At 63.9% G+C, this 16,787-nt stretch carries 22 protein-coding genes; 4 read left to right on the forward strand and 18 right to left on the reverse strand.

Annotation, left to right across the window (positions count from 1 at the left end; genetic code table 11):
• Positions 1-3 precede the first annotated feature (3 nt).
• Together NL1_RS14950 and NL1_RS14955 are read right to left on the reverse strand one after the other, a co-directional pair.
• A complete protein-coding gene (locus NL1_RS14950) occupies positions 4-405 on the reverse strand; it encodes a hypothetical protein (protein ID WP_067839674.1) in 402 nt (133 codons plus the stop codon).
• A gap of 1 nt (position 406) precedes the next feature.
• Positions 407-1,081 (reverse strand): phage tail tube protein, encoded by a 675-nt coding sequence (locus NL1_RS14955; RefSeq protein WP_067839677.1) that lies wholly within the window; start codon positions 1,079-1,081, stop codon positions 407-409.
• Between the two features lie 257 nt (positions 1,082-1,338).
• Here NL1_RS14955 and NL1_RS40195 point away from each other — a divergent pair, with 257 nt between their 5' ends.
• Positions 1,339-1,749 carry an effector-associated constant component EACC1 gene (locus tag NL1_RS40195; RefSeq protein WP_373862559.1) on the forward strand — a complete coding sequence of 137 codons (411 nt, stop codon included), beginning with the start codon at positions 1,339-1,341 and terminating at the stop codon, positions 1,747-1,749.
• On the forward strand, positions 1,739-3,622 hold the full coding sequence (locus tag NL1_RS36535) for a caspase, EACC1-associated type (RefSeq protein WP_245673287.1): 1,884 nt from the start codon (positions 1,739-1,741) through the stop codon (positions 3,620-3,622). The genes NL1_RS40195 and NL1_RS36535 overlap by 11 nt, the downstream gene beginning before the upstream one ends.
• Before the next feature lie 37 nt (positions 3,623-3,659).
• On the opposite strand, the gene NL1_RS14965 is transcribed toward NL1_RS36535, so the two are convergent.
• Genes NL1_RS14965 through NL1_RS14985 form a run of 5 tightly spaced genes read right to left on the reverse strand, consistent with a single transcriptional unit; the run spans position 3,660 to position 6,170 of the window.
• Positions 3,660-4,025, reverse strand: coding sequence for a phage tail termination protein (locus NL1_RS14965; protein WP_067839682.1), 366 nt, complete (start codon positions 4,023-4,025; stop codon positions 3,660-3,662).
• Positions 4,025-4,324 (reverse strand): hypothetical protein, encoded by a 300-nt coding sequence (locus NL1_RS14970; RefSeq protein ID WP_067839685.1) that lies wholly within the window; start codon positions 4,322-4,324, stop codon positions 4,025-4,027. The genes NL1_RS14965 and NL1_RS14970 overlap by 1 nt, the downstream gene beginning before the upstream one ends.
• Positions 4,325-4,345: 21 nt before the next feature.
• A complete protein-coding gene (locus NL1_RS14975; protein ID WP_067839687.1) occupies positions 4,346-4,705 on the reverse strand; it encodes a hypothetical protein in 360 nt (119 codons plus the stop codon).
• The gene (locus tag NL1_RS14980; protein ID WP_156094859.1) at positions 4,705-5,109 is read right to left on the reverse strand and encodes a hypothetical protein; all 405 of its coding nucleotides are present in this window, start codon (positions 5,107-5,109) and stop codon (positions 4,705-4,707) included. Before NL1_RS14980 ends, NL1_RS14975 begins: the two co-directional genes overlap by 1 nt.
• Positions 5,106-6,170: a major capsid protein gene (locus tag NL1_RS14985; RefSeq protein WP_067839693.1), complete on the reverse strand. Its 1,065-nt coding sequence runs from the start codon at positions 6,168-6,170 to the stop codon at positions 5,106-5,108. Before NL1_RS14985 ends, NL1_RS14980 begins: the two co-directional genes overlap by 4 nt.
• 387 nt (positions 6,171-6,557) lie before the next feature.
• On the opposite strand from NL1_RS14985, the gene NL1_RS14990 reads away from it, so the two are divergent.
• Positions 6,558-7,511 carry a hypothetical protein gene (locus NL1_RS14990; protein WP_067839696.1) on the forward strand — a complete coding sequence of 318 codons (954 nt, stop codon included), beginning with the start codon at positions 6,558-6,560 and terminating at the stop codon, positions 7,509-7,511.
• 100 nt (positions 7,512-7,611) lie between these two features.
• Here NL1_RS14990 and NL1_RS14995 read toward each other — a convergent pair whose 3' ends face one another.
• The 4 genes from NL1_RS14995 to NL1_RS15010 are packed head-to-tail and all read right to left on the reverse strand — an operon-like array spanning position 7,612 to position 11,741.
• Positions 7,612-8,271 (reverse strand): hypothetical protein, encoded by a 660-nt coding sequence (locus NL1_RS14995; protein ID WP_067839699.1) that lies wholly within the window; start codon positions 8,269-8,271, stop codon positions 7,612-7,614.
• 11 nt (positions 8,272-8,282) lie between these two features.
• Positions 8,283-9,836, reverse strand: coding sequence for a phage portal protein (locus NL1_RS15000; protein ID WP_067839701.1), 1,554 nt, complete (start codon positions 9,834-9,836; stop codon positions 8,283-8,285).
• Positions 9,826-11,133: a PBSX family phage terminase large subunit gene (locus tag NL1_RS15005; RefSeq protein WP_218024420.1), complete on the reverse strand. Its 1,308-nt coding sequence runs from the start codon at positions 11,131-11,133 to the stop codon at positions 9,826-9,828. The genes NL1_RS15000 and NL1_RS15005 overlap by 11 nt, the downstream gene beginning before the upstream one ends.
• Complete coding sequence (locus NL1_RS15010; protein ID WP_067839704.1) at positions 11,130-11,741, reverse strand: helix-turn-helix domain-containing protein; 612 nt, start codon at positions 11,739-11,741, stop codon at positions 11,130-11,132. The genes NL1_RS15005 and NL1_RS15010 overlap by 4 nt, the downstream gene beginning before the upstream one ends.
• Positions 11,742-11,903: 162 nt before the next feature.
• On the opposite strand from NL1_RS15010, the gene NL1_RS15015 reads away from it, so the two are divergent.
• On the forward strand, positions 11,904-12,317 hold the full coding sequence (locus NL1_RS15015; RefSeq protein WP_067839707.1) for a hypothetical protein: 414 nt from the start codon (positions 11,904-11,906) through the stop codon (positions 12,315-12,317).
• Positions 12,318-12,333: 16 nt separating this feature from the next.
• On the opposite strand, the gene NL1_RS15020 is transcribed toward NL1_RS15015, so the two are convergent.
• The 7 genes from NL1_RS15020 to NL1_RS15050 form a co-directional block, all read right to left on the reverse strand.
• The gene (locus NL1_RS15020) at positions 12,334-12,957 is read right to left on the reverse strand and encodes a hypothetical protein (protein ID WP_067839710.1); all 624 of its coding nucleotides are present in this window, start codon (positions 12,955-12,957) and stop codon (positions 12,334-12,336) included.
• Positions 12,954-14,255, reverse strand: coding sequence for a putative toxin (locus NL1_RS15025; RefSeq protein ID WP_067839713.1), 1,302 nt, complete (start codon positions 14,253-14,255; stop codon positions 12,954-12,956). Before NL1_RS15025 ends, NL1_RS15020 begins: the two co-directional genes overlap by 4 nt.
• Positions 14,256-14,261: 6 nt before the next feature.
• Positions 14,262-14,549: a WXG100 family type VII secretion target gene (locus NL1_RS15030; protein WP_067839716.1), complete on the reverse strand. Its 288-nt coding sequence runs from the start codon at positions 14,547-14,549 to the stop codon at positions 14,262-14,264.
• Complete coding sequence (locus NL1_RS15035) at positions 14,539-14,883, reverse strand: WXG100 family type VII secretion target (RefSeq protein ID WP_067839719.1); 345 nt, start codon at positions 14,881-14,883, stop codon at positions 14,539-14,541. The genes NL1_RS15030 and NL1_RS15035 overlap by 11 nt, the downstream gene beginning before the upstream one ends.
• A gap of 158 nt (positions 14,884-15,041) precedes the next feature.
• A complete protein-coding gene (locus tag NL1_RS15040) occupies positions 15,042-15,380 on the reverse strand; it encodes a P27 family phage terminase small subunit (protein WP_067839722.1) in 339 nt (112 codons plus the stop codon).
• A 286-nt stretch (positions 15,381-15,666) separates the two neighbouring features.
• Positions 15,667-16,035, reverse strand: a complete 369-nt coding sequence (locus tag NL1_RS15045) for a hypothetical protein (RefSeq protein WP_156094860.1) — start codon at positions 16,033-16,035, stop codon at positions 15,667-15,669.
• A 4-nt stretch (positions 16,036-16,039) separates the two neighbouring features.
• Positions 16,040-16,750, reverse strand: coding sequence for an adenine nucleotide alpha hydrolase family protein (locus NL1_RS15050; RefSeq protein WP_084510607.1), 711 nt, complete (start codon positions 16,748-16,750; stop codon positions 16,040-16,042).
• Between the last annotated feature and the right edge of the window lie 37 nt (positions 16,751-16,787).

Genomic DNA, 16,787 nt, shown 5'->3' on the forward strand with positions numbered 1-16,787 from the left:
CCGTCAGCCCCCCGGTAACTCACCTGCCTGCTTGGGATCGGGCAGGGCGTTGAAGTGGCGGTTGATGGCGTCGAACAGTGGCCACAGCACCTCGGCGGGCTCCTCGCGCACCACCGCCCACACCGCGTCGAACCCGTCCCCGCACAGGGCTTCGAACAACTCCCGGATCCGGCCCACGGGCATGTCCTGCCCATCCAGCAGCGCGGCCAACGTCAGCACTTGCCACACGGTGTCGGGTTCGTGGATCGGTGTGGCCGGGGTCGTGCCGTCGAACATGTAGGGCGGCTTGCGTTTCTGTTTCCGGGTCGCGCGGGCTTCGTCGCGCATCTGCAACCACGTCGACTTCTCGGGCGCGCTGACGTCGGTGTTCTTGCGGCGGGCTTTGCGGCGTCGTGAGGTTGCCATGTCAGGTCGCCTTTCCTGTGCCGATGGTGAAGCCCATCGGGATCACCAGGTCTCCGATGCCGGGCCCGCACAGGACGTTGCGCAGCGAGTAGCCGAGCTTGTCGTCGACGGTGGCCTTGACCGTGATCGGCCAGGAGGCGATGTTCTCGGCGTTCCACTGCTGCTGGCCGACCTCGGTCACACTGGCGCGCGGCATCACCCGCAACACCCACTTCTCCCGCGCGCCGACACCGTCGACGAACAAGAAGATGATCCGGTAGTGGATGGTGTCGGGTGAGGTGGGTTCGTTCCACGACAGTTCCTTGGTCACCGGGTCGGCCTGCACGTCGGCCAGGCTGCGCCCCGAAACCAGCTCGAGGACTGGTCGTTTGAACTCCTGGGCGGTGAGGGTGGCGCTCATGTCGCGTTTGACGATGTCGGAGCGGGTCGGTTCCAGCCACCCCCAGCTCTCGGTCTCCGAGAGCTGCTGTTCGGGCCGGAACTGCGGGCCACCGGACTTATCGATCAATCCGAGCGACGAGAAGCCCTGCAAGGACTGAAATTTGGCGTCCGCGCCTGCAGTGAACGCGATCGGCACCGGCACCGACATCGGCGCGAGCAGCACCGCGCCTTTGAGTGGTTTGAGCAGCAGGTCCTTGTTCGCGTCAACGATCTGCTCGAACGTAGCTACTGCCATAGATACCTCCTAAAATTCGCTGGTTGGCGATGGTTTCAGGGCCGGCGCCCCCTCGGGTACCTGATGACTTTCACTTGCCGGTCAGTGGGCTTGGTCGGCGCTCACCTGTCCGCGTAGCGGGCTCGGCCAAGCAAGAAGCCGGGATGTCCTCAGCTCACGGCAGATTCGGCCACCGATAGGGAACGCGGCGGATACTATCGACGCCAGCATTGTCAACTGTGGCCCTGTACGCAGGGTCTCGGTGGAGGAGGGGTTTCGTGCATTCGGAATCGGCTTCAGAGGCGAGGATAATTGTCGAGGGGCAGGATGCGGATCTGGAGTCGTTGCGTACATGGTTGCGGCGTGAGCCCGAACTCCGGGGGAAGGTCCGAACAGTCACGGGCCCGGTGCCGACGGAGGCGATGGGAGCGTTGGCCGAGCTAGCAGTGGCGTTGGCAGCGACCGCTCCCATCGCCACTGCTCTTGCCCGGTCCATACCGCCATGGTTGTCACAACGGACCATCGGGCGAACGGCGGATCTCACTGTGACGGTAACTGGGCCCGACGGCAGGAAGGTCTCGCTGTCCGCGAAACGCGTCGCCGATCCGGAATCACTGCTACGGGAGGTTCTGGAATCTCCCGATACACCATCTGCGCCCGATGAGGCCGGCACTGAAAATGACCGGTGAATACCCTGATGTGCGCTTGCCTTCCCCTGAGGGTTCGTACGCAATCTTAATCGGCACTAGCACATATCGATACAGCGGCCAACCTCCCACACTGACTGAGTTGCCCGCTGTCCGGAACAACCTCAGCGAGTTGGCGTCTATTCTCTCCGATCCCCACTTCGGCGGGTTGCTACCTGATCATATCCAAGTAGTGCTGGATCCCACCGATATCGGCGTCGTATACAGGGCCGTCCGTTCGTACGCGAAGATGGCGACAGATACACTGATCGTGTACTTCGCGGGACACGGTTGCATCGGAGGGTTCCGTGACGAGCTGTATTTGGCGCTAACGACTACCGATCCTGACGAACTGAGCGTCAGCGGCTTCGCATATTCTCACATACGAGAGATCTTGCTCGACAGCATCGCCCTGAACCGAGTAGTGCTCCTGGACTGCTGTTTCAGCGGGCAGGTTATCGACGCCATGTCCAACGACTTCGTCGGCGGGCAGATCGGCATCCGGGGCACGTACGTTTTGACAGCAGCCCGAGACAATGGAATCGCAAAAGCTTTTCAGGGTGCACACTTTACCGCGTTCACCGGCGAGCTTGTCCGCCTCCTACGGTCTGGCGTGCCAGGGGCGCCTGAATTTCTGACGTTCGGCATGATCTATCGGGAGTTGCTGCGAGCCACAATAGAAAACAATCTCCCCACGCCCGGGCAGCAGAACACCCATACCGTCGACTCTCTTGCGATAAGCCGCAATGCTCATTACTCGGTAAAGGTTCCCCGCGCGGCGCCGGTCACCAGCACTCATCACCACCCGACACCGTCAGCATCGAAAACACTGGAATCACCTGCCCGACAGAGTGTCCTTTCACACGGTTTACAGACGGGTAGGCCACGCCGACCAATATCTGATCTGGGAAGAATATCGGCTAGAGCGATACGACAACACCCAGGACGCATCATTTTCCCTGTTGCTCTCGGCCTCTTTTTCGCTACAGTGATTCTCAGCCTTCAGCTAGAGGCCAGATGGCATAATTCCTGGGGAAGAACCATTTCATTGGCGGTTATCGACGGCGGACTTACGCCGACGCCAATTTCGCCGGCAGCCCAGATATCGACTACGCTATTTTTCTTCTCCGCATATAGCCCCGGACTGTTCGCATTTGTAGTGCATCTGAGTGCCACCGGGGCATTGATTTTCTACTTTGGTGACGATATCTGGCGCGCATCGGGGCGCCTGATAGCCGGTGTAGCAGATCGAACAAAACGAGGCTTCGAATACCGCATAGGTCTTTCGCTCGCGCTCGGGACGGCGGCATCGGCCGCAGCACTGCTCGCGTTAGGGCATCAGATCGATGCTCTGGATATCGATCGACAATCGACCGCGATATTGATGATCGGCATAGCGGTGATCCTCGGCATCAGTGAAGCAAGCGGACGAAAAGCGCGCGACCTCAGCGAAATAAATTTCCGAGATGTTGGCATATTCGTCGCCGTGCAACCCATTGCGCTCACAACGGGAGCATCGTTTGCGCTCACACTTGCCGCAGCTCTATTTCTCGGATTCACGAGACAGGCCGCACTCCGATACTCACTATTGGTCGCAACATGTACTGAAGCATACTGGCAGTCCAAATTCTGGTTGGCAATGCTATCTCTCGACAAATCCGCCAAGAGCTACATACCCGAGTGGCCACATGTGACGGTAGCGTTGATTATTTCATTCATCTGCGCGTACGCCGCAATCGCATTAATGTTGCGGTATTCGGTACGTCACACATTCTATCCTTTCGTTGTATACGGGATCGCATTCGGGGCGGCGGTGCTGGTCGCGGTGAATATCGGCCACGGAATGATCGATAGATATCTGGTGAGCGCTCAGTGAAGTCTGGAGATCGACCGGTAGACAGACAGGGCATTAACTACATTGCACGGAACGTCAGTTGATACACCGCCGTCAATCGTCGGTCGGTCGGATCAAGTGACGGGCCATCCTGGCCGCCGGTGATCTCGCGGGCGGTGTCGATGAGAACGTCACCGGCGAGGGTGCCGCCGGATTCGGTGATCCGCTGGCGGCACGCTTCCTTGATCCGTTCGGCCTGCTCGTCGGTGTCGGCGTAGGTGTCCACGCGCACGATCGGGCGATCGGTGATGCCGTCCTCAGCACCGCCGATGCGGCGGACAACGGTGTAGGGCAGTCGTTGTCCGGGTCGTCTGCTCTTGACGGTCGGGACGATCGGGGTGAGCAGGGTGATGAGCACTTCGTGCACGTTCGGGTAGGTAGGCATCACAGCAGTCCGTCGATGCTGTGGAGGAAGTCGGCCATGACGTGCTCGGCCGGGTTGTGGCGGGTGCCTTCCTCGCGGTAGCGGGCGTAGTGGCTGTAGGCGTAGACGACGCCGTATTGGTGGCCGCCGCCGGGGTCGACGTAGCCGGTGACGGAGCTGGCGTTGTGGCCGGTGCGCCGGTGGGAGTGGGTGCGCCAGTAGTCCGCGCCGAGGTCCACGAGCGTCTGAAGGGTTTGGCGGGTGTCCTCGCCGGTGCCGACGGCGAGATCCAGGGTGTTGCCGTCGGGGTCGTAGTCCACACCGATTCTCCTTCCGGGGGTTCAGAATCCGCGGGCGATGCGGAATCGGTGGCCGGGTGACCAGCCGGTGAGCGGGTTACGCGGCGTGAGGATCGCTCCGACGATGCGGAAGGGTTGGCCGTCGACCTTCACGCGGTCGGTCGCGCGGATATCGGACCCGAGCGGCGCGGTGAGTTGGGCGGCGATGGTGATCATTTCGCCGTTTAGGTATTCCTCGCTGGTGGTCCAGGAGATCGGGCAGGGCCCGATGGTGTGGCTGGGGCGGGCGTAGCGGTCCAGGAGCTGGCCGTCGGGGTCGCGCAGGTCGCCGTAGGCGTCGGGCTCGCCTTCGCGGTAGACCTCGACCATCACCCCGAACGGATATTCGGGTGCTTCGTCCATCAGCAGATGAGGGGCCGTCCGCTGGCCAAACCCGCGTTGCGGAGCACGAGAACCACTTCGTGGCACAGGTTCTCGGAAGCGCGACGGATCGCCTCGGGATCGGGCAGGCGGTAGGCCACCGACCCGCCGTCGACGGACTGACTGGCGACCTGCACCCGCAACGCGCTCGTGGAGGGTTTGATCCTGGCCTCCACCCACGCCACGACCTGAAGGCACGTGGCTTCGCGCAGGGCCTGGCGAAGGTCAGGGTCTGACGGCAATCCGGACGGGGTGATGTCGTAGAGGTCGTTGCTGGTGATGTCGCGCACACGCGTCGACGCCGAGGCGATCAGTGCGGCGGCGTCGGCGGGGACGGGGTCCAAGCGTCCGGTGAGATCGCTCGGGGTGGCGTAGACGAGCATCACGCAGCCGCCTGGGCTTTCGGGGCGTCCTTGCCGGCGGTGCGCTTACCGGTCGCGGAAGCGGTGCCGGCAGGGGTGCTGTCGTCAGGGGTGGTGCCGCCTTCAGGGGGTGTAGCGGGCTCGGCTGCCGGTGCCGGGGCACTCGCGTGGGGTCCCTTGAGCAGGACGGCGCGGTCAGGGTCGAGGCACTTGACGCCGTAGAGGGTGTCGACGGAGATGACGGTGGTCTTGTGCCGGATGTCGTAGTCCATGGCCACCCGCATCGACAGACCCTTGTACTGGACGGTGAAAACCTCGGCACCGGGCGGCAGCTCCATCGGCGCGGAGGCAAACGCAAATGCGGTGGAGTGGAAGGCCACACCGACTTCGGTGGTGGGATCGCCGAGTGCCGGGTTTGGGGCGGGTTGGCCGACGTTCTGGGTCCAGAAGGCGTCGAACCCGACGATCTGCTGCCCGATGGAGCCCTGGCGCAGCGCGGCGGTGGAGTTGCTCTTGTCGGCGTGCAGCAGCAGCGGCTTGCCCAGCCAGCGGGCCTTGGTGGTCGGGCCGACCACGGCGCGGCGGCCGGGTGCCGGGACGCTGTTGATGTCGAGCAGCCGTCCGGCTTCGATCAGGTTCTCCGGGTTCTCCCATGCCAGCCCGCTGCCGGTGTCCATGGGTTCGGCGCCGCAGTGCTGGGTGACCTCTCGGCGCAGCGAGAGGATGTCGCGGTCGACCTTTTGGGAGATGGCTTCCATGGCCGGGCGCAGGATCTGTTCGTCGAAGTTCTCGATGTCGAGGGTGAGTTCTTCGGTGGTGACTTCGACCGAGACGTCGGCGATGGTGTCGAGGACGACGGGGATCTTGGATTCGGTGGTGTCCTGGATGACGATGCCGCGCTCACGGTCGAAGGTGGTTGCTTCGAACCGCGGGGGGCGTTTGACGTTGACGGTGTTGCCGACTTTCTGTGGGCCGAAGTCGCTGGAGACGTCGCGGTAGACCAACGGCAGCATGACCGTGAGCTCATAGAGGTTGGCCAGACTGCGGCGCGCGAGGATGTCGGGAGTGAGGAATGTGTTGGACACAGCGGTCTCCTGTGAATTCGAGTTCTGATTCGATATCTACGGAGTGGAGATCAGCGACGGCCTCCTCGGAACCGACCGGGTGCGGCGCCACCGTGTTAGGCCAGGTGGCCTTCGACGCGTACCTATCGGTGTTCTACGCGCGCGACGGCCTGCCCACGGTGGGCGTTCCGCCAGGTCAGCGTCTACCGCCCGTACGATGAACCGGGGCGGCTGCGGGCCGTGGTGATCACGCGTGCTGGCACCCGGCGACAGCACTCGACCATGTCGGTGTGCCTTTTGTGGCCGATCATGCAGAAACTTAGAAGTAGGTCGGCGAATGCATCGCGCTGATCGGCAATGCATCTCGCGATACATCGTTTCTCTTGCGAGCGTGGAGGGATGTGACAGGTGGATCGCTCAGCGGAAGGCGAGCCCCAGCAGGCCAAAAATCTTGGCCTGCGGCGTCTGCTGCCAGAGGACAGAATCACGTGGCCGGTGCTGGTGGCTGGGGCTGTGGGGATCGTGTTCGCGTTCCATCGGTTGGCGATCTCGATGTTCTATTTCCGGCTGGGTGTCACGCCGGAAGAGGTCGGGGTCGGTGCAACCGCTATTGCTGTTGAACGCTCAGTGCTGATATTGGGTTTGATTTCGGTGGCGATGGCCGTATTGATGTACGTGTACGGGCGCGTGCTTGTCGCCGGCATGTGGCTCGAACTTCGTGGCACCATGCAATCGCTGTATTCGGCTGGGGGTAATCGCAAGGTCGCCTTGTGGTTTCTTCATCGCGCTGCGGTCGTCGGGTCGGTGGTGGCGTTCTTCCCCGCCGTGGCGGTTGTCAACGACCGCCAGGGGTCGTTCGGATCCTCTTGGGCCAACCTGGTAACTGTCGTAACCCTCGGCTTCATTGTGCTGTGGGTGGTCCTTGCACGTTTGAACAGAAAGTTCTTTCTGGCAGTGGAACCACCCGAGCCAGAATCGCATCAGCAGGACAAAAGAGACAAATCGCGCATCGCAGTTTACTTGGCAGGTTGGACGGTGGCTTTGCTCGTGATTGCCCACCTGGGCATGTTGCCCTATAGCGCCAGTAGGGCTGCGCGAGAAGTGGCGGCAGGACACGGTGTTTCGGGCGGGCTTTTTCCGCCCACTCTCCCGGCTTCCGTTGCCTGGATGGGTGCGCCGAACCCTGCGCTGGACGAGACCCTATCGCATTGCCTGATGTATCTCGGTCAGGCGGGAGGCATCGTCATCCTGTTCGATGTTGATGAGGAAACCACGGTGCGGCTACCCACACGGGATGTGATGGTCGCAGCAGAATCGACCAAATCATCGAGCAGCCCGATCAATTCGCGGTGCAACGACTGACCTGCGCTGCTTCAACCGCGATCAGCACGTACTGGTGACAGCTGGGTCTGCTGCCTCAGCCGATCACCCCAGCACGTCTCCAATCAAGCCCGTTTGTGTTTTAGGTCCGGGAGTCGGCGATCGAGTCTCGGACCTTGCGGCGGATGGCCTCGATGTCGTCGTCGGGCGCCGGGGCGGGTGGGGTCGCGTTGCCCGCGGTGAAGTCCCCACCGGACCGCTCGACGGTGGGGGTGTTAGCGAGCTTGGGGTTGGTGGTGATCGCCTCGGCGACCAGGCCGTCTACGCGAGTGGTGAAATCGGTGGCGTCGGGGTCGAGTTCATCGAGCGCACCGAGGCCCCGCAGGTACGGGACGAGAAGTTTGTGGTCGCCGCGGTGGGTGTCAGCCGCGGTGGCGATGGCGTCTTTGATGCGGTAGTCGCGCAGCTTGCGGTCCGAGGCACTGGCGCGTTCGGTGAGTTCGGCGATCACCTGCTCGGGGTCGGTGTTCTCGTCGCCGACCAGGCCGAGGGCGCGACCGATTTCCTGCACCATGGCGTCGCGGGCTTGTTGGGCGGCCTGATCGAGTGCTGCCTCGGTGTTGCTGCGTGCGCTGTCGAGGTCACGACGCAATTCCGCGATGACCGCCGAGAGCTGGACCGGGTCTTGGCTCCCGTCCCCCGGTTCGGGTGCGATCGGAGCGGGTTCGGCCGGCGCGGACGGTTCTGTCGGCTCGGCGGCCGGTGTGGCCGGTTCGGCGGGCGGGTTGGGTTCGTCGGGCATGGGTTCCTCCCTCAGGGGGTGGTCTGTGGCGGTGCGGGTTGCAGCTGTTGAGTGCGGATTCGTTCAGCGGTTTCGCGGTGGATGCGGGTGACTTCGTCGTTGACGTCGTCGCCGGACCAGTTCGGATTGCGTTCGCGCACGGCCTGTTCGAGGGAGATCAGGTCGGCAGTCTTGAGGGCGGCGAGCCGGGTGGCGTTGTCCAGGGGCGGGAGCTGTGCGCGGACCGGCCAGCGCACTTCGGGATTGGCTTTGAGCTCGATCCGGGAGCCGAAGTGCACGCGATCCAGTTCGGCGAGAGTTCGTGCGAACGGGGCGAGTTCGGCTTTCCAGTAGTTGATTTTCTGGTCGCGGGTGGTTTCGGAGAGCTTGTCGCGGGAGTTGACGCCGGTGGCGGTGATCATCCCGGCGGCCCGGTCGTCACCGAACGCGGAGGCCGACAGTCCCGCACCGCGGAGGATGAGTTCGGTGATCTCGGCGGCGGTCTGCTGGTGTTCTTCCCAGCGGATGGTGAACTGCTGCGGAAGGATCGGCGGTTGCCCGTCTTTGAGACTGCCCAATGCCGATCCGGGCAGGGTCGTGTAGATGGCCTGTTCGGAGTCGAACACAGCCCCCGAGCCAGGGCCGCGGTTGTGGGTAACGGATTTGTCGACGAACAGGCGGGCGCGGCCGAGGTCGATATCGCGCATCCACGCCGACCAGGTTTCATCGAGTGCGTCCAGCAATGGTTCCTGGCCTTCGAGATCGGAGCGACCGAGGGGGGCGAGGCCGGGGGTGTGGCGCCAGGCGCGGTTGGGGCGCACGTTCTGGACGTAGCAGGCCGACACGGTGTTGACGCCGGTCGCGATGGCGGCGGTGCTGTCGATCAGTGGTGCGGCCCAGGCGGTGGCGGGGTGTTCGAGCAGGTTGCGGCGTTGGCCGAGGCGGTCGCGGCTGCCTCGGTAGAGGCCGTGGTGGATGCGGCCGGGCGCGTGGTGCTCGAGGTGTCGCCACACGACGCCGCTGCTGGTGTCCTCGGCCACGCTCTGCCAGAAGGTGACGGCGGCGAGGCGGTCGTAGCGCCAGAACGGGACCGCGCAGTCAGCCGACATCGAGCCCATGTTCACGCGGTCGCTGATGCTGTGGTCCCACCAGGCCCGCAGATATACCCCGCCGAGGGTGGAGGCGAGTTCTCCCGCCTCGAGCAGGGTCGAGGCGGTGTCGGCTCCCCCGAGCAGCAGCTCTAGGCGGGCTTGGGCGGTCTTGCGGTCCCCGCGGGCATCGGTCTCGCCGATGACGAACCGTGGTGGCTGGGAAAACAACAGGCTCGACGAGCCGCGGGCGAGGTCGGCGGCGAGGGGGACGTGCAGCCGTTTGGTCGCTTGTGGGTTGGGGCGGCCCCAGAAGAAGCGTGCGATGCGGCCGACGAGTCCGCCTGCGAACTGTGCGGGTCGGTAGGCCGGGTAGCGCTGGTAGATCTCGGTCAGGCGGTCGGTGTCGCCTGCGTACCAGGTGTCCCAGACTTGCATGGCCTTCTGCGCGCGGTCGAACGGTGGTGGCGGCCAGGCGATGTCGGTGTCAGGCAGCATCGGGCACCTCGTCGAATCCGATGGCCGGTCGCCACAGGCGTTCGGTGGTGATGACGGCGTAGCGCAGGGCGTCGATGCCGTGGTCGTTGACCTTGATCGGTGCGTCCTCGCCTTCTTCGGTGGCGGTGGTCGACCAGGAGTAGGCGGGTAGCTCGAGCAGCAGCGCGGGGCAGCGGGTGGAGATCTTGAGTAGGCCGCGAGCGAACAGCATCGCCAGCACGCGGAGTCCGTAGAGGACGTCGTTGTCGGCGGCCGCGGTTTCGACGCCGTCGGTGTCGAGCTGCACCCGCAAAGAGGCCGCAGACGGGTCGGCGATCACGTACTCGGCGCGCATCCGGGACTGGCGCAGATCGGGAAGGTGGCCTTGCCCCAGCCAGACGCGAATGTCGGCGGAGAGTTCGGCGTCGGTCTTGCGCTGGCTCATCGTGGTCGGCTCGTAGCGGTATTCGTCGACCGCGTACAGCACGCCATCAACACCGAGCCCGAGCAGGACAGCGTGTGTGGGATTGGTCGTGCCGTAGTCGATACCGACCGCGATCAACTCCCGCATCAACGGCAGCTCGGCCCAGTCGATGACGTGATCGTCGTCCCAGGAATCGAACACCGACCCGTCGGCGGCGACCCAATGCCCCAGAATGAAGCGGCGGTACCACAGCCCGGAGTACTCGCGCTTGTACTGAAGCTTCCGCTTCTGGGATAGGGCCGGGTTGTCATCGAGCTCGAAATGCCATGTCCGCCAGTCCGGCAACAGCGGCTCACCCTCGGCGTCGGTTTTGCCGATGCGGTCGAGGAATTCGCGTTTGAGCCAGTGCACCGGGTTGTCGGGGTTGGTGGAGCCGAACAGGCGCGCGTCGTCGAGGGACATGCGGCCCAGGAGTTGGCGGAAGAAGTCGGGGCGGATGACGGTGATCTCGTCGACGTAGGCCCCGGCCACGGTGAGCCCGCGAAGGCTCATCTCGGCTTTGGCGTCGGAGGCTCCGAGCATGTAAACGCGGCGGCCGAGGATGGTCGCGGTGGGTGCGCCGAGGGTGTAGGAGACCCGCCCGGCCAGATGCCCGAACAGTGCCGGATCGCGCATGGGTTCGATGACGTTGCGCGCCAGGGATTCTCGGGTGCGGCCGACCATGACGAACTGTCCACCGGTGGGTGGATGGGCGAGGAAGATCAGCCAGCACAGGATCGAGGCGATGGTTTTGCCGCTCCTGATTGCGCCTTCCCAGATGTTGCAGCGGGCCGTGGCCTGCACGATCGAGATCGCTTGCTTGCGGGAGATCGGCAGTTCATCGAGCACGCTCACGACCGCGGCTCGAGATCGTCTGGCTCGCAGCCCAAGTCGTCGACGGTGGTGCCGCCGTTGGCCGCCAGTTCTTCGGCTTGGTCCTGCTCGACCGCGGCCTTGAGCTTGCCGAACAGGTCGCCCAGCATGCTGCGGTCCGAGGCGACGGTTTCGTTGCTTTGGCTGGTCAGCAGCTCGGAGAGACTACGCAACGCCAGGGATAGTGCGGTGTAGCCGTCGCGGACATCCCGCAGCGGCGGCAGCGGCACCGTGACGGGCACCAGGGAGTCCAGGCCGCGTTCATAGGTGGTGACCGGGCTCCACAGCCGCTCGTGCAGGGCTGGGATCTGGGATTCGATCATTTCGGCGAAGTCCAGGCGGCGGCGTTTGAGCTGCTCGAGCCGCGCCGCGGTGGCCTCGGCGGTCTGGGACTCGTCGAAGCGGATATCCAGCCGTCGCGCCCAGTAGGTGATGGTGGCCGGATCGACACCGAGCAGGGCGGCGATCTCGTTGCGGCCCTTGCCCGCAGCGTGCAGCTCGATGATGCGTTCACGGTCGGTGTCGGTGAGCTTGCCTGGCCGACGGCGGGACCGTCGATCCTCCGTGGGCTGGTCTGAGGCGTCGCCCATGCGGCACCTCCTCGTACGGCCTGGCCGGTAGCTGCGGCAGTCGAGTGCCGAATTGTCGGATCCGTGAGAAGGTGCGGTGTGCCCCGGTACGTGGGCGGCATGGCAGGCGGCCGTTCAGTGGGAGGTAGTGTTCGGACAGCCGCTCGTGGAGGGGAGAACTGAATGTCGTGGCGTGACACTACGTCGGAGGCTGCCCAGGCCGATATCGATGACCTGTTGGACGTTGCCTTGAACATGGCTGAGGAACGTCTGTCCGAGCGAGGTCAGTTCGTCCCGTTCGGTGTGGTCATCGACCGCTCGGGCGGCAGGCGGGTGATCACCTCGGAAGCTGATTCAGCTCAGCGTGCGCACCAGATGAACTTCCAGGCGGTCTCCTCGATGCGCTCGCAGATCCGGGCGGCGGCGTTGGTTGCCGATGTTCGGTTGCCCGAGACAGATTCTGATGGGGTCGAGGTGCACCTCGAGCATGCCGAGGGCCCGGCGATCAGTGTGTTGGAGCCCTACAGGATCGAGCAGGGTTCGGTAGTGGCCGAGGCGTTGGAGGGGTTCACCGCGCAGCGTCGCATCTGGCAGTGATGTGTAGGTGGTTGGTTCAGCTCTGGTCGTAGCGTGCGATGCGCTCGGCGCTTCGCCGGTGCCACTTGTTCTTCGAGGTCAAGAACGGTTCGATCTGTTCGCGTACCCCTTGAGCACGGAGCCTGGCCAGTGCGTCGAGGACGTGGCCCTGGACGGTTTCGTCATCGAGCTGAGAAAGAGCAAGCGCGGCTGCGTTGGGGTGGCGTGATTTCGCGAGCCAGGAGATGACCATCTGGCGATCTGCACCGAATTCACGGTTGGTCGCGATGGCGGCCAATTGGTCGAAATAGGCGGAGTCCGCGGGGATGTCGCACAGTGCATTGCCTGCGGCCCATCGCGCACGCGAACTCGTCTGTTTCGTGAGATCGAATTGAGAGATCAACGCGGGCACGGCATCTGATTTGCGTGCTTCCTTGCGGCCCAGCGCGTTGGCCAAGGTCAGGCGGGCTAGCTCGCGACCTTCGGTCTCCGGTCCGGGCCAGCGGGTCTCCAGTTCCGACAACCAACCCGCCAGGACAGCGACGATCTGCGGGGTGCTGGTCGGCTGTCGAGAGATGTCAGGGATGGTTTGGCCGTTTCCGCCTGCGTAGTGGTAGTCCTTGAGCAGCTGTTGTGCGGCGGCGTCGTCGGTAGCGGTCAAGTCTGGAAATCCATTCTCACGTGCTTGATCTTGCCTTGTTTGATCAGGTCCTCGATCTCGGGTGCGAGTTTGGTTCTGTGGTCGGTGATCAGCACGAACTCATAGCCGTTGGTCTGGCTGTAGGACTGGAAGTCCTTGATCTGGTCAGTGTATTCCAGCTTGTCGACGTTTTTGACCTCGGTCAGCCGCTTGCTGGTGTGGTCGAGATCGTCGGGGGTGCGGTTTCTGGCGGTGCCGCTCGGCGAGGGGAACGACTCTTTCTTCTTGGTGGGGTCGATCCCGGCGCGTGCCTCTGCTTTGGCGCCTTTGAGTTTGTTCTCCTTGGTGCGTTCTGCTCGGGTGGGCTCGGGCGGTCGTTTGAGCTGCTTGTCGAGCACGGGTTTGAACTTGGTGTTGACGCTGGTTACGACGGTGCTGGATACAGCGTCGAGGGCAGAGCCGGTGACGCGGCGTGCATCGGCGAGTCCGTCGAGCATTCCCTGGATCTTGCGTTGGCTGGTTTCGATTTGAAGTTCGGCGGCTTCGCGGATAGCTGGTTGGATCGGTCGGCCGATCGTGGCAGCGTTGATGACGTTGATGGCTTGGGTGACGGTTTGCAGCTGAAGTTCGTATTCGATGCCTTGTTGGGCTGCGGTGAGGACGTCTGCGTAGCCGCTGGTGGCGCTGCTTTGCTGGCGCATCGCGTCGGCGAGCACCTCTACTCCGTCCAGGACGGTGGTGTTGGTTTGGTCGATCTCGGGGATCTCCGGTGCTGTCGAGCCACGTAACAGCTTCATTTTCGTTCGGATCTCGATGTCGAGGGCGCTGTAGGCGCTCGCGGCGGTCAGCCAGCTGTCGGCGACCTTCTGGAGTAGTTCGGTGTTGCCGTCGACCCATTTGACCTCGCCCATGACCAGTTTCCAGCCGAAGGGTTCCTCCCGCGTACCACCGCCGGGGTTTTTCAATGGCCGTGGGGTGAAGGACTGCCCGCCTGGGTCGGCCTCGGGCAGGGCGCCGCCGGGTTTGTTGTACTCCTCGGCGTTCTCCGACTGGTCGTGGTTGACTCCGCTTTGGCGGACCAACGCCGCCATCCGCACCATCACATCGGTCGCCATGCCCGCGGTGACAACGGCTTCGATTCCCGACTTGGCGTACTTCGCTCCCCACTCCAATCCGCCGTCGTCGCCGCCGGTCATCTTCTCCGCGGCGCGGAGTTCGTTGTCCATCTTGCGCAGGGCGGACGAGGCGGTGGTGCTGGCCTTGCTGTAGGCGCCGGCGAGCTCGTAGAACAGTTCTGGGTCGACGTTGAGCTGGGTCACCGAGCCTCAGCTCCGCCACATCTCGAGATTGGCTGCGATCGCGGCGCTGTAGTTTCCGTGCGCGGCTTGGGCGGCTGCGCGCATGTCCGCGATCCCGTCGCGAATGTCCTTGGCGGCGGCCATCAAACGTTGATGCGATTGCTGCTGGGCTGTGGCGGCTTCGCCTTCCCACACGCCTTGAAGCTTGCCGATGGCGCTGTCGAACGCCGCGATCTGCTCATCGAAGAACCCTTCGAACCCTTTCATCCGTCCGATGACCGAATCGAGGAGATCGAGGTCGACGCTATGAGACATCGGGCAAATCCAGTGAGGAGGCGACGGATTCGATGGCATCGGCGTTGACACGTTGCTGCGCCAGGTACGCCTCGGCGCTGGTGTTCAGTGCAACTGTGGTGTCTCTCATGGCATCGAGTAGCTCAGCCAGACCTTCTCGCACCTCAGCGTATCCCTGGGAGAACAGGGTGCCCTGGCGGCCGTGCCAGGTTGCGGTCAAGGTGTCGATGTCGGTGTCCAGCGATGCGAATCCCGTTGTGAGGCCGTCGAGTAGGGTTCGCACCGCCTGCGCCGCGGCGATGAGCTCTGGCGGTACGACCTTGAATGATTCAGTGCTGGATCCGGATTCGGTCAATGCCCTTCGCCCCCCAGCTACGTCCGTTGTCGAATCCTTCGGCACACCAAGCTATTAGCGGTCGCGATGGTTCTCGATAGCGAGCTGCTCTTGGGGCGGCTTCGATCATAAACACGGGACCCGGATCGAGCCAAGCGTTGGTCTCTGAGGGCGCGCATTCAGGTGCGGAATCGGGTCGCCCAAGAGGCGATCTTGCGGTCGGCGCGGTCGCGCACCGCCGAGATCGGGTTCGGGATCGGGGCGCCGGAGGCGGCGTCGATGACCAGGAGCCCGGTTTCGGCGAGGATCACTGTCGCTTCCTGGAACTCGGCCAGGGCCTCGCAGTAAGCGGCGAACTCGAACAGGTTGGCCGGGGTGAGTTCGGTGTGCGGGGCCAGCCGCTCCCACATGGTGCGAGCCTCGGCGGTCAGCCACTCAGGCGGGTCGGCCTTCCACGCCGACACCGACACCGGCGTGGGGCGGCGCAGCGGGATGACCGGGTAGTCCGGGGAAGTCACGACACCTCACCTCGATTCGCGGGGGTCGGTGTGCCAGCGACACCGAGATGTCGGTGTCGCTGGCACTTGGCGGATGGGGTCAGGAGCCGGAAGTCGAGGCTGCGCCCCGCGATCCGGCGATACGGCTGCGGGCGCGCTGACCGGCGTTGCGTAGCACGGTGCCCAGGCGGCGGCCTGCGGCGGCGAATCGGTTCATCAGTGTTTCCTCCCTTCCGGGTGCTCGGGTGCGGGCATGGGAAAACCCCGGCAGGTCTGTCCTGCCGGGGTTCACGGGCTCTCGGGGGAGTTAGTTCTCCTCGAGGTCGATACCGAGGATGTCGGCGACCTTTTCTCCGTCGAGGTATTTGTCACCGAGTTCCAGTAGTTCCGCCTTGCGGAGGAATTCGTCTTTCTGCTCACGGGAACGGAAGCAGATCGCGACCCAGTATTCCGAATCGTTCATTGCCGCGAATTTCTCGGCCCACTGTTTACTCGCCCCCGACAAGCCTTTTCCGAGGGCGTCGAGTTCGGCTTTTACATCGGCTTCGAGGTCGCCGGTGGAATTGCCGCGAACCTCGGTGAGCGGGTCGGGGTGCGGTTGGCGGCGTAGCGCTTCGGCGATGTCTTGGCGGGACGCTTTCACTTTCGATTTGCCCGCTTTGAGCATGGCGAGCACGTCGTCAGGCAGCGGCATTCATCACCTCCGCGCGAAAGATTTCCAGCTCGGCGAGCGGAAACCAGGACAGGATCGTTTGGTAGTCGTCGGGGTAATGGGTTCGGATGGGGCCGAGGTAGTCGTAGCGGATGCCGTCGAGGGATCGTTTGAACATCCGGTAGTCGGGGCCGAGTTCGAGCCCTGCCCGCCGGATGCGCGCCCAGACCTCTTTGGTTTCCCAGTCCCAGATCGGTGACTGACGCCGGGTGCGGGGTTTGACCGGTCCCCAGCGTTTGATGGCCAGCATCCGGGTGGCGGAGTCGGCGGCGCGCACGCCGTCGGTGATCCAGGTGTCGGGGGCGGCGAACGCCTCGCGCATCAACTGGTCCCATTCCTCGCGGGTGGGTACCCACAGGTCGGCGGCCTCGATGATCGCGCATCGCTCCGGTGGCTGAAACACCAGGTTGGACAGCATCCGCCAGAACGCATCCGCCGGGAGATCGATGATCCCGACCCCGAAGTGCTGCTCGTAGCGGTCCAAGTCCGCGCGTATGAATTTCAGGCCCGGCACGATCGACTTGTGAATCGGGATGACCTCGATATCGCGGTCGGCCAGCTCCAACCAGAGAGCGACGGAGTCCTTGCCGCGGGAAAAGTTGAGGATGATCGGCTTCCCGGTTTCGGCAATCCCGTCCAGCAGCTGGGTCGAGGTGGGATACCCGGGCAAGCTGATCACGGTTTCCCCTCCCCTGGGGCCTGTGTGAGTGGTCGGC

This window comes from Nocardia lijiangensis NBRC 108240 (assembly GCF_001613045.1).
GTDB lineage: Bacteria > Actinomycetota > Actinomycetes > Mycobacteriales > Mycobacteriaceae > Nocardia > Nocardia lijiangensis.

Excerpts from the sequence above, each read along its gene's own strand:
- NL1_RS15010 (WP_067839704.1), bottom strand. The coding sequence starts at position 11,741 with ATGGGCGACGCCTCAGACCAGCCCACGGAGGATCGACGGTCCCGCCGT.
- NL1_RS15000 (WP_067839701.1), bottom strand. The coding sequence starts at position 9,836 with ATGCTGCCTGACACCGACATCGCCTGGCCGCCACCACCGTTCGACCGC.
- NL1_RS14975 (WP_067839687.1), bottom strand. The coding sequence starts at position 4,705 with ATGGACGAAGCACCCGAATATCCGTTCGGGGTGATGGTCGAGGTCTAC.
- NL1_RS15030 (WP_067839716.1), bottom strand. The coding sequence starts at position 14,549 with ATGTCTCATAGCGTCGACCTCGATCTCCTCGATTCGGTCATCGGACGG.
- NL1_RS14955 (WP_067839677.1), bottom strand. The coding sequence starts at position 1,081 with ATGGCAGTAGCTACGTTCGAGCAGATCGTTGACGCGAACAAGGACCTG.
- NL1_RS14995 (WP_067839699.1), bottom strand. The coding sequence starts at position 8,271 with ATGCCCGACGAACCCAACCCGCCCGCCGAACCGGCCACACCGGCCGCC.
- NL1_RS14950 (WP_067839674.1), bottom strand. The coding sequence starts at position 405 with ATGGCAACCTCACGACGCCGCAAAGCCCGCCGCAAGAACACCGACGTC.
- NL1_RS36535 (WP_245673287.1), top strand. The coding sequence starts at position 1,739 with ATGACCGGTGAATACCCTGATGTGCGCTTGCCTTCCCCTGAGGGTTCG.
- NL1_RS15015 (WP_067839707.1), top strand. The coding sequence starts at position 11,904 with ATGTCGTGGCGTGACACTACGTCGGAGGCTGCCCAGGCCGATATCGAT.
- NL1_RS14965 (WP_067839682.1), bottom strand. The coding sequence starts at position 4,025 with ATGCCTACCTACCCGAACGTGCACGAAGTGCTCATCACCCTGCTCACC.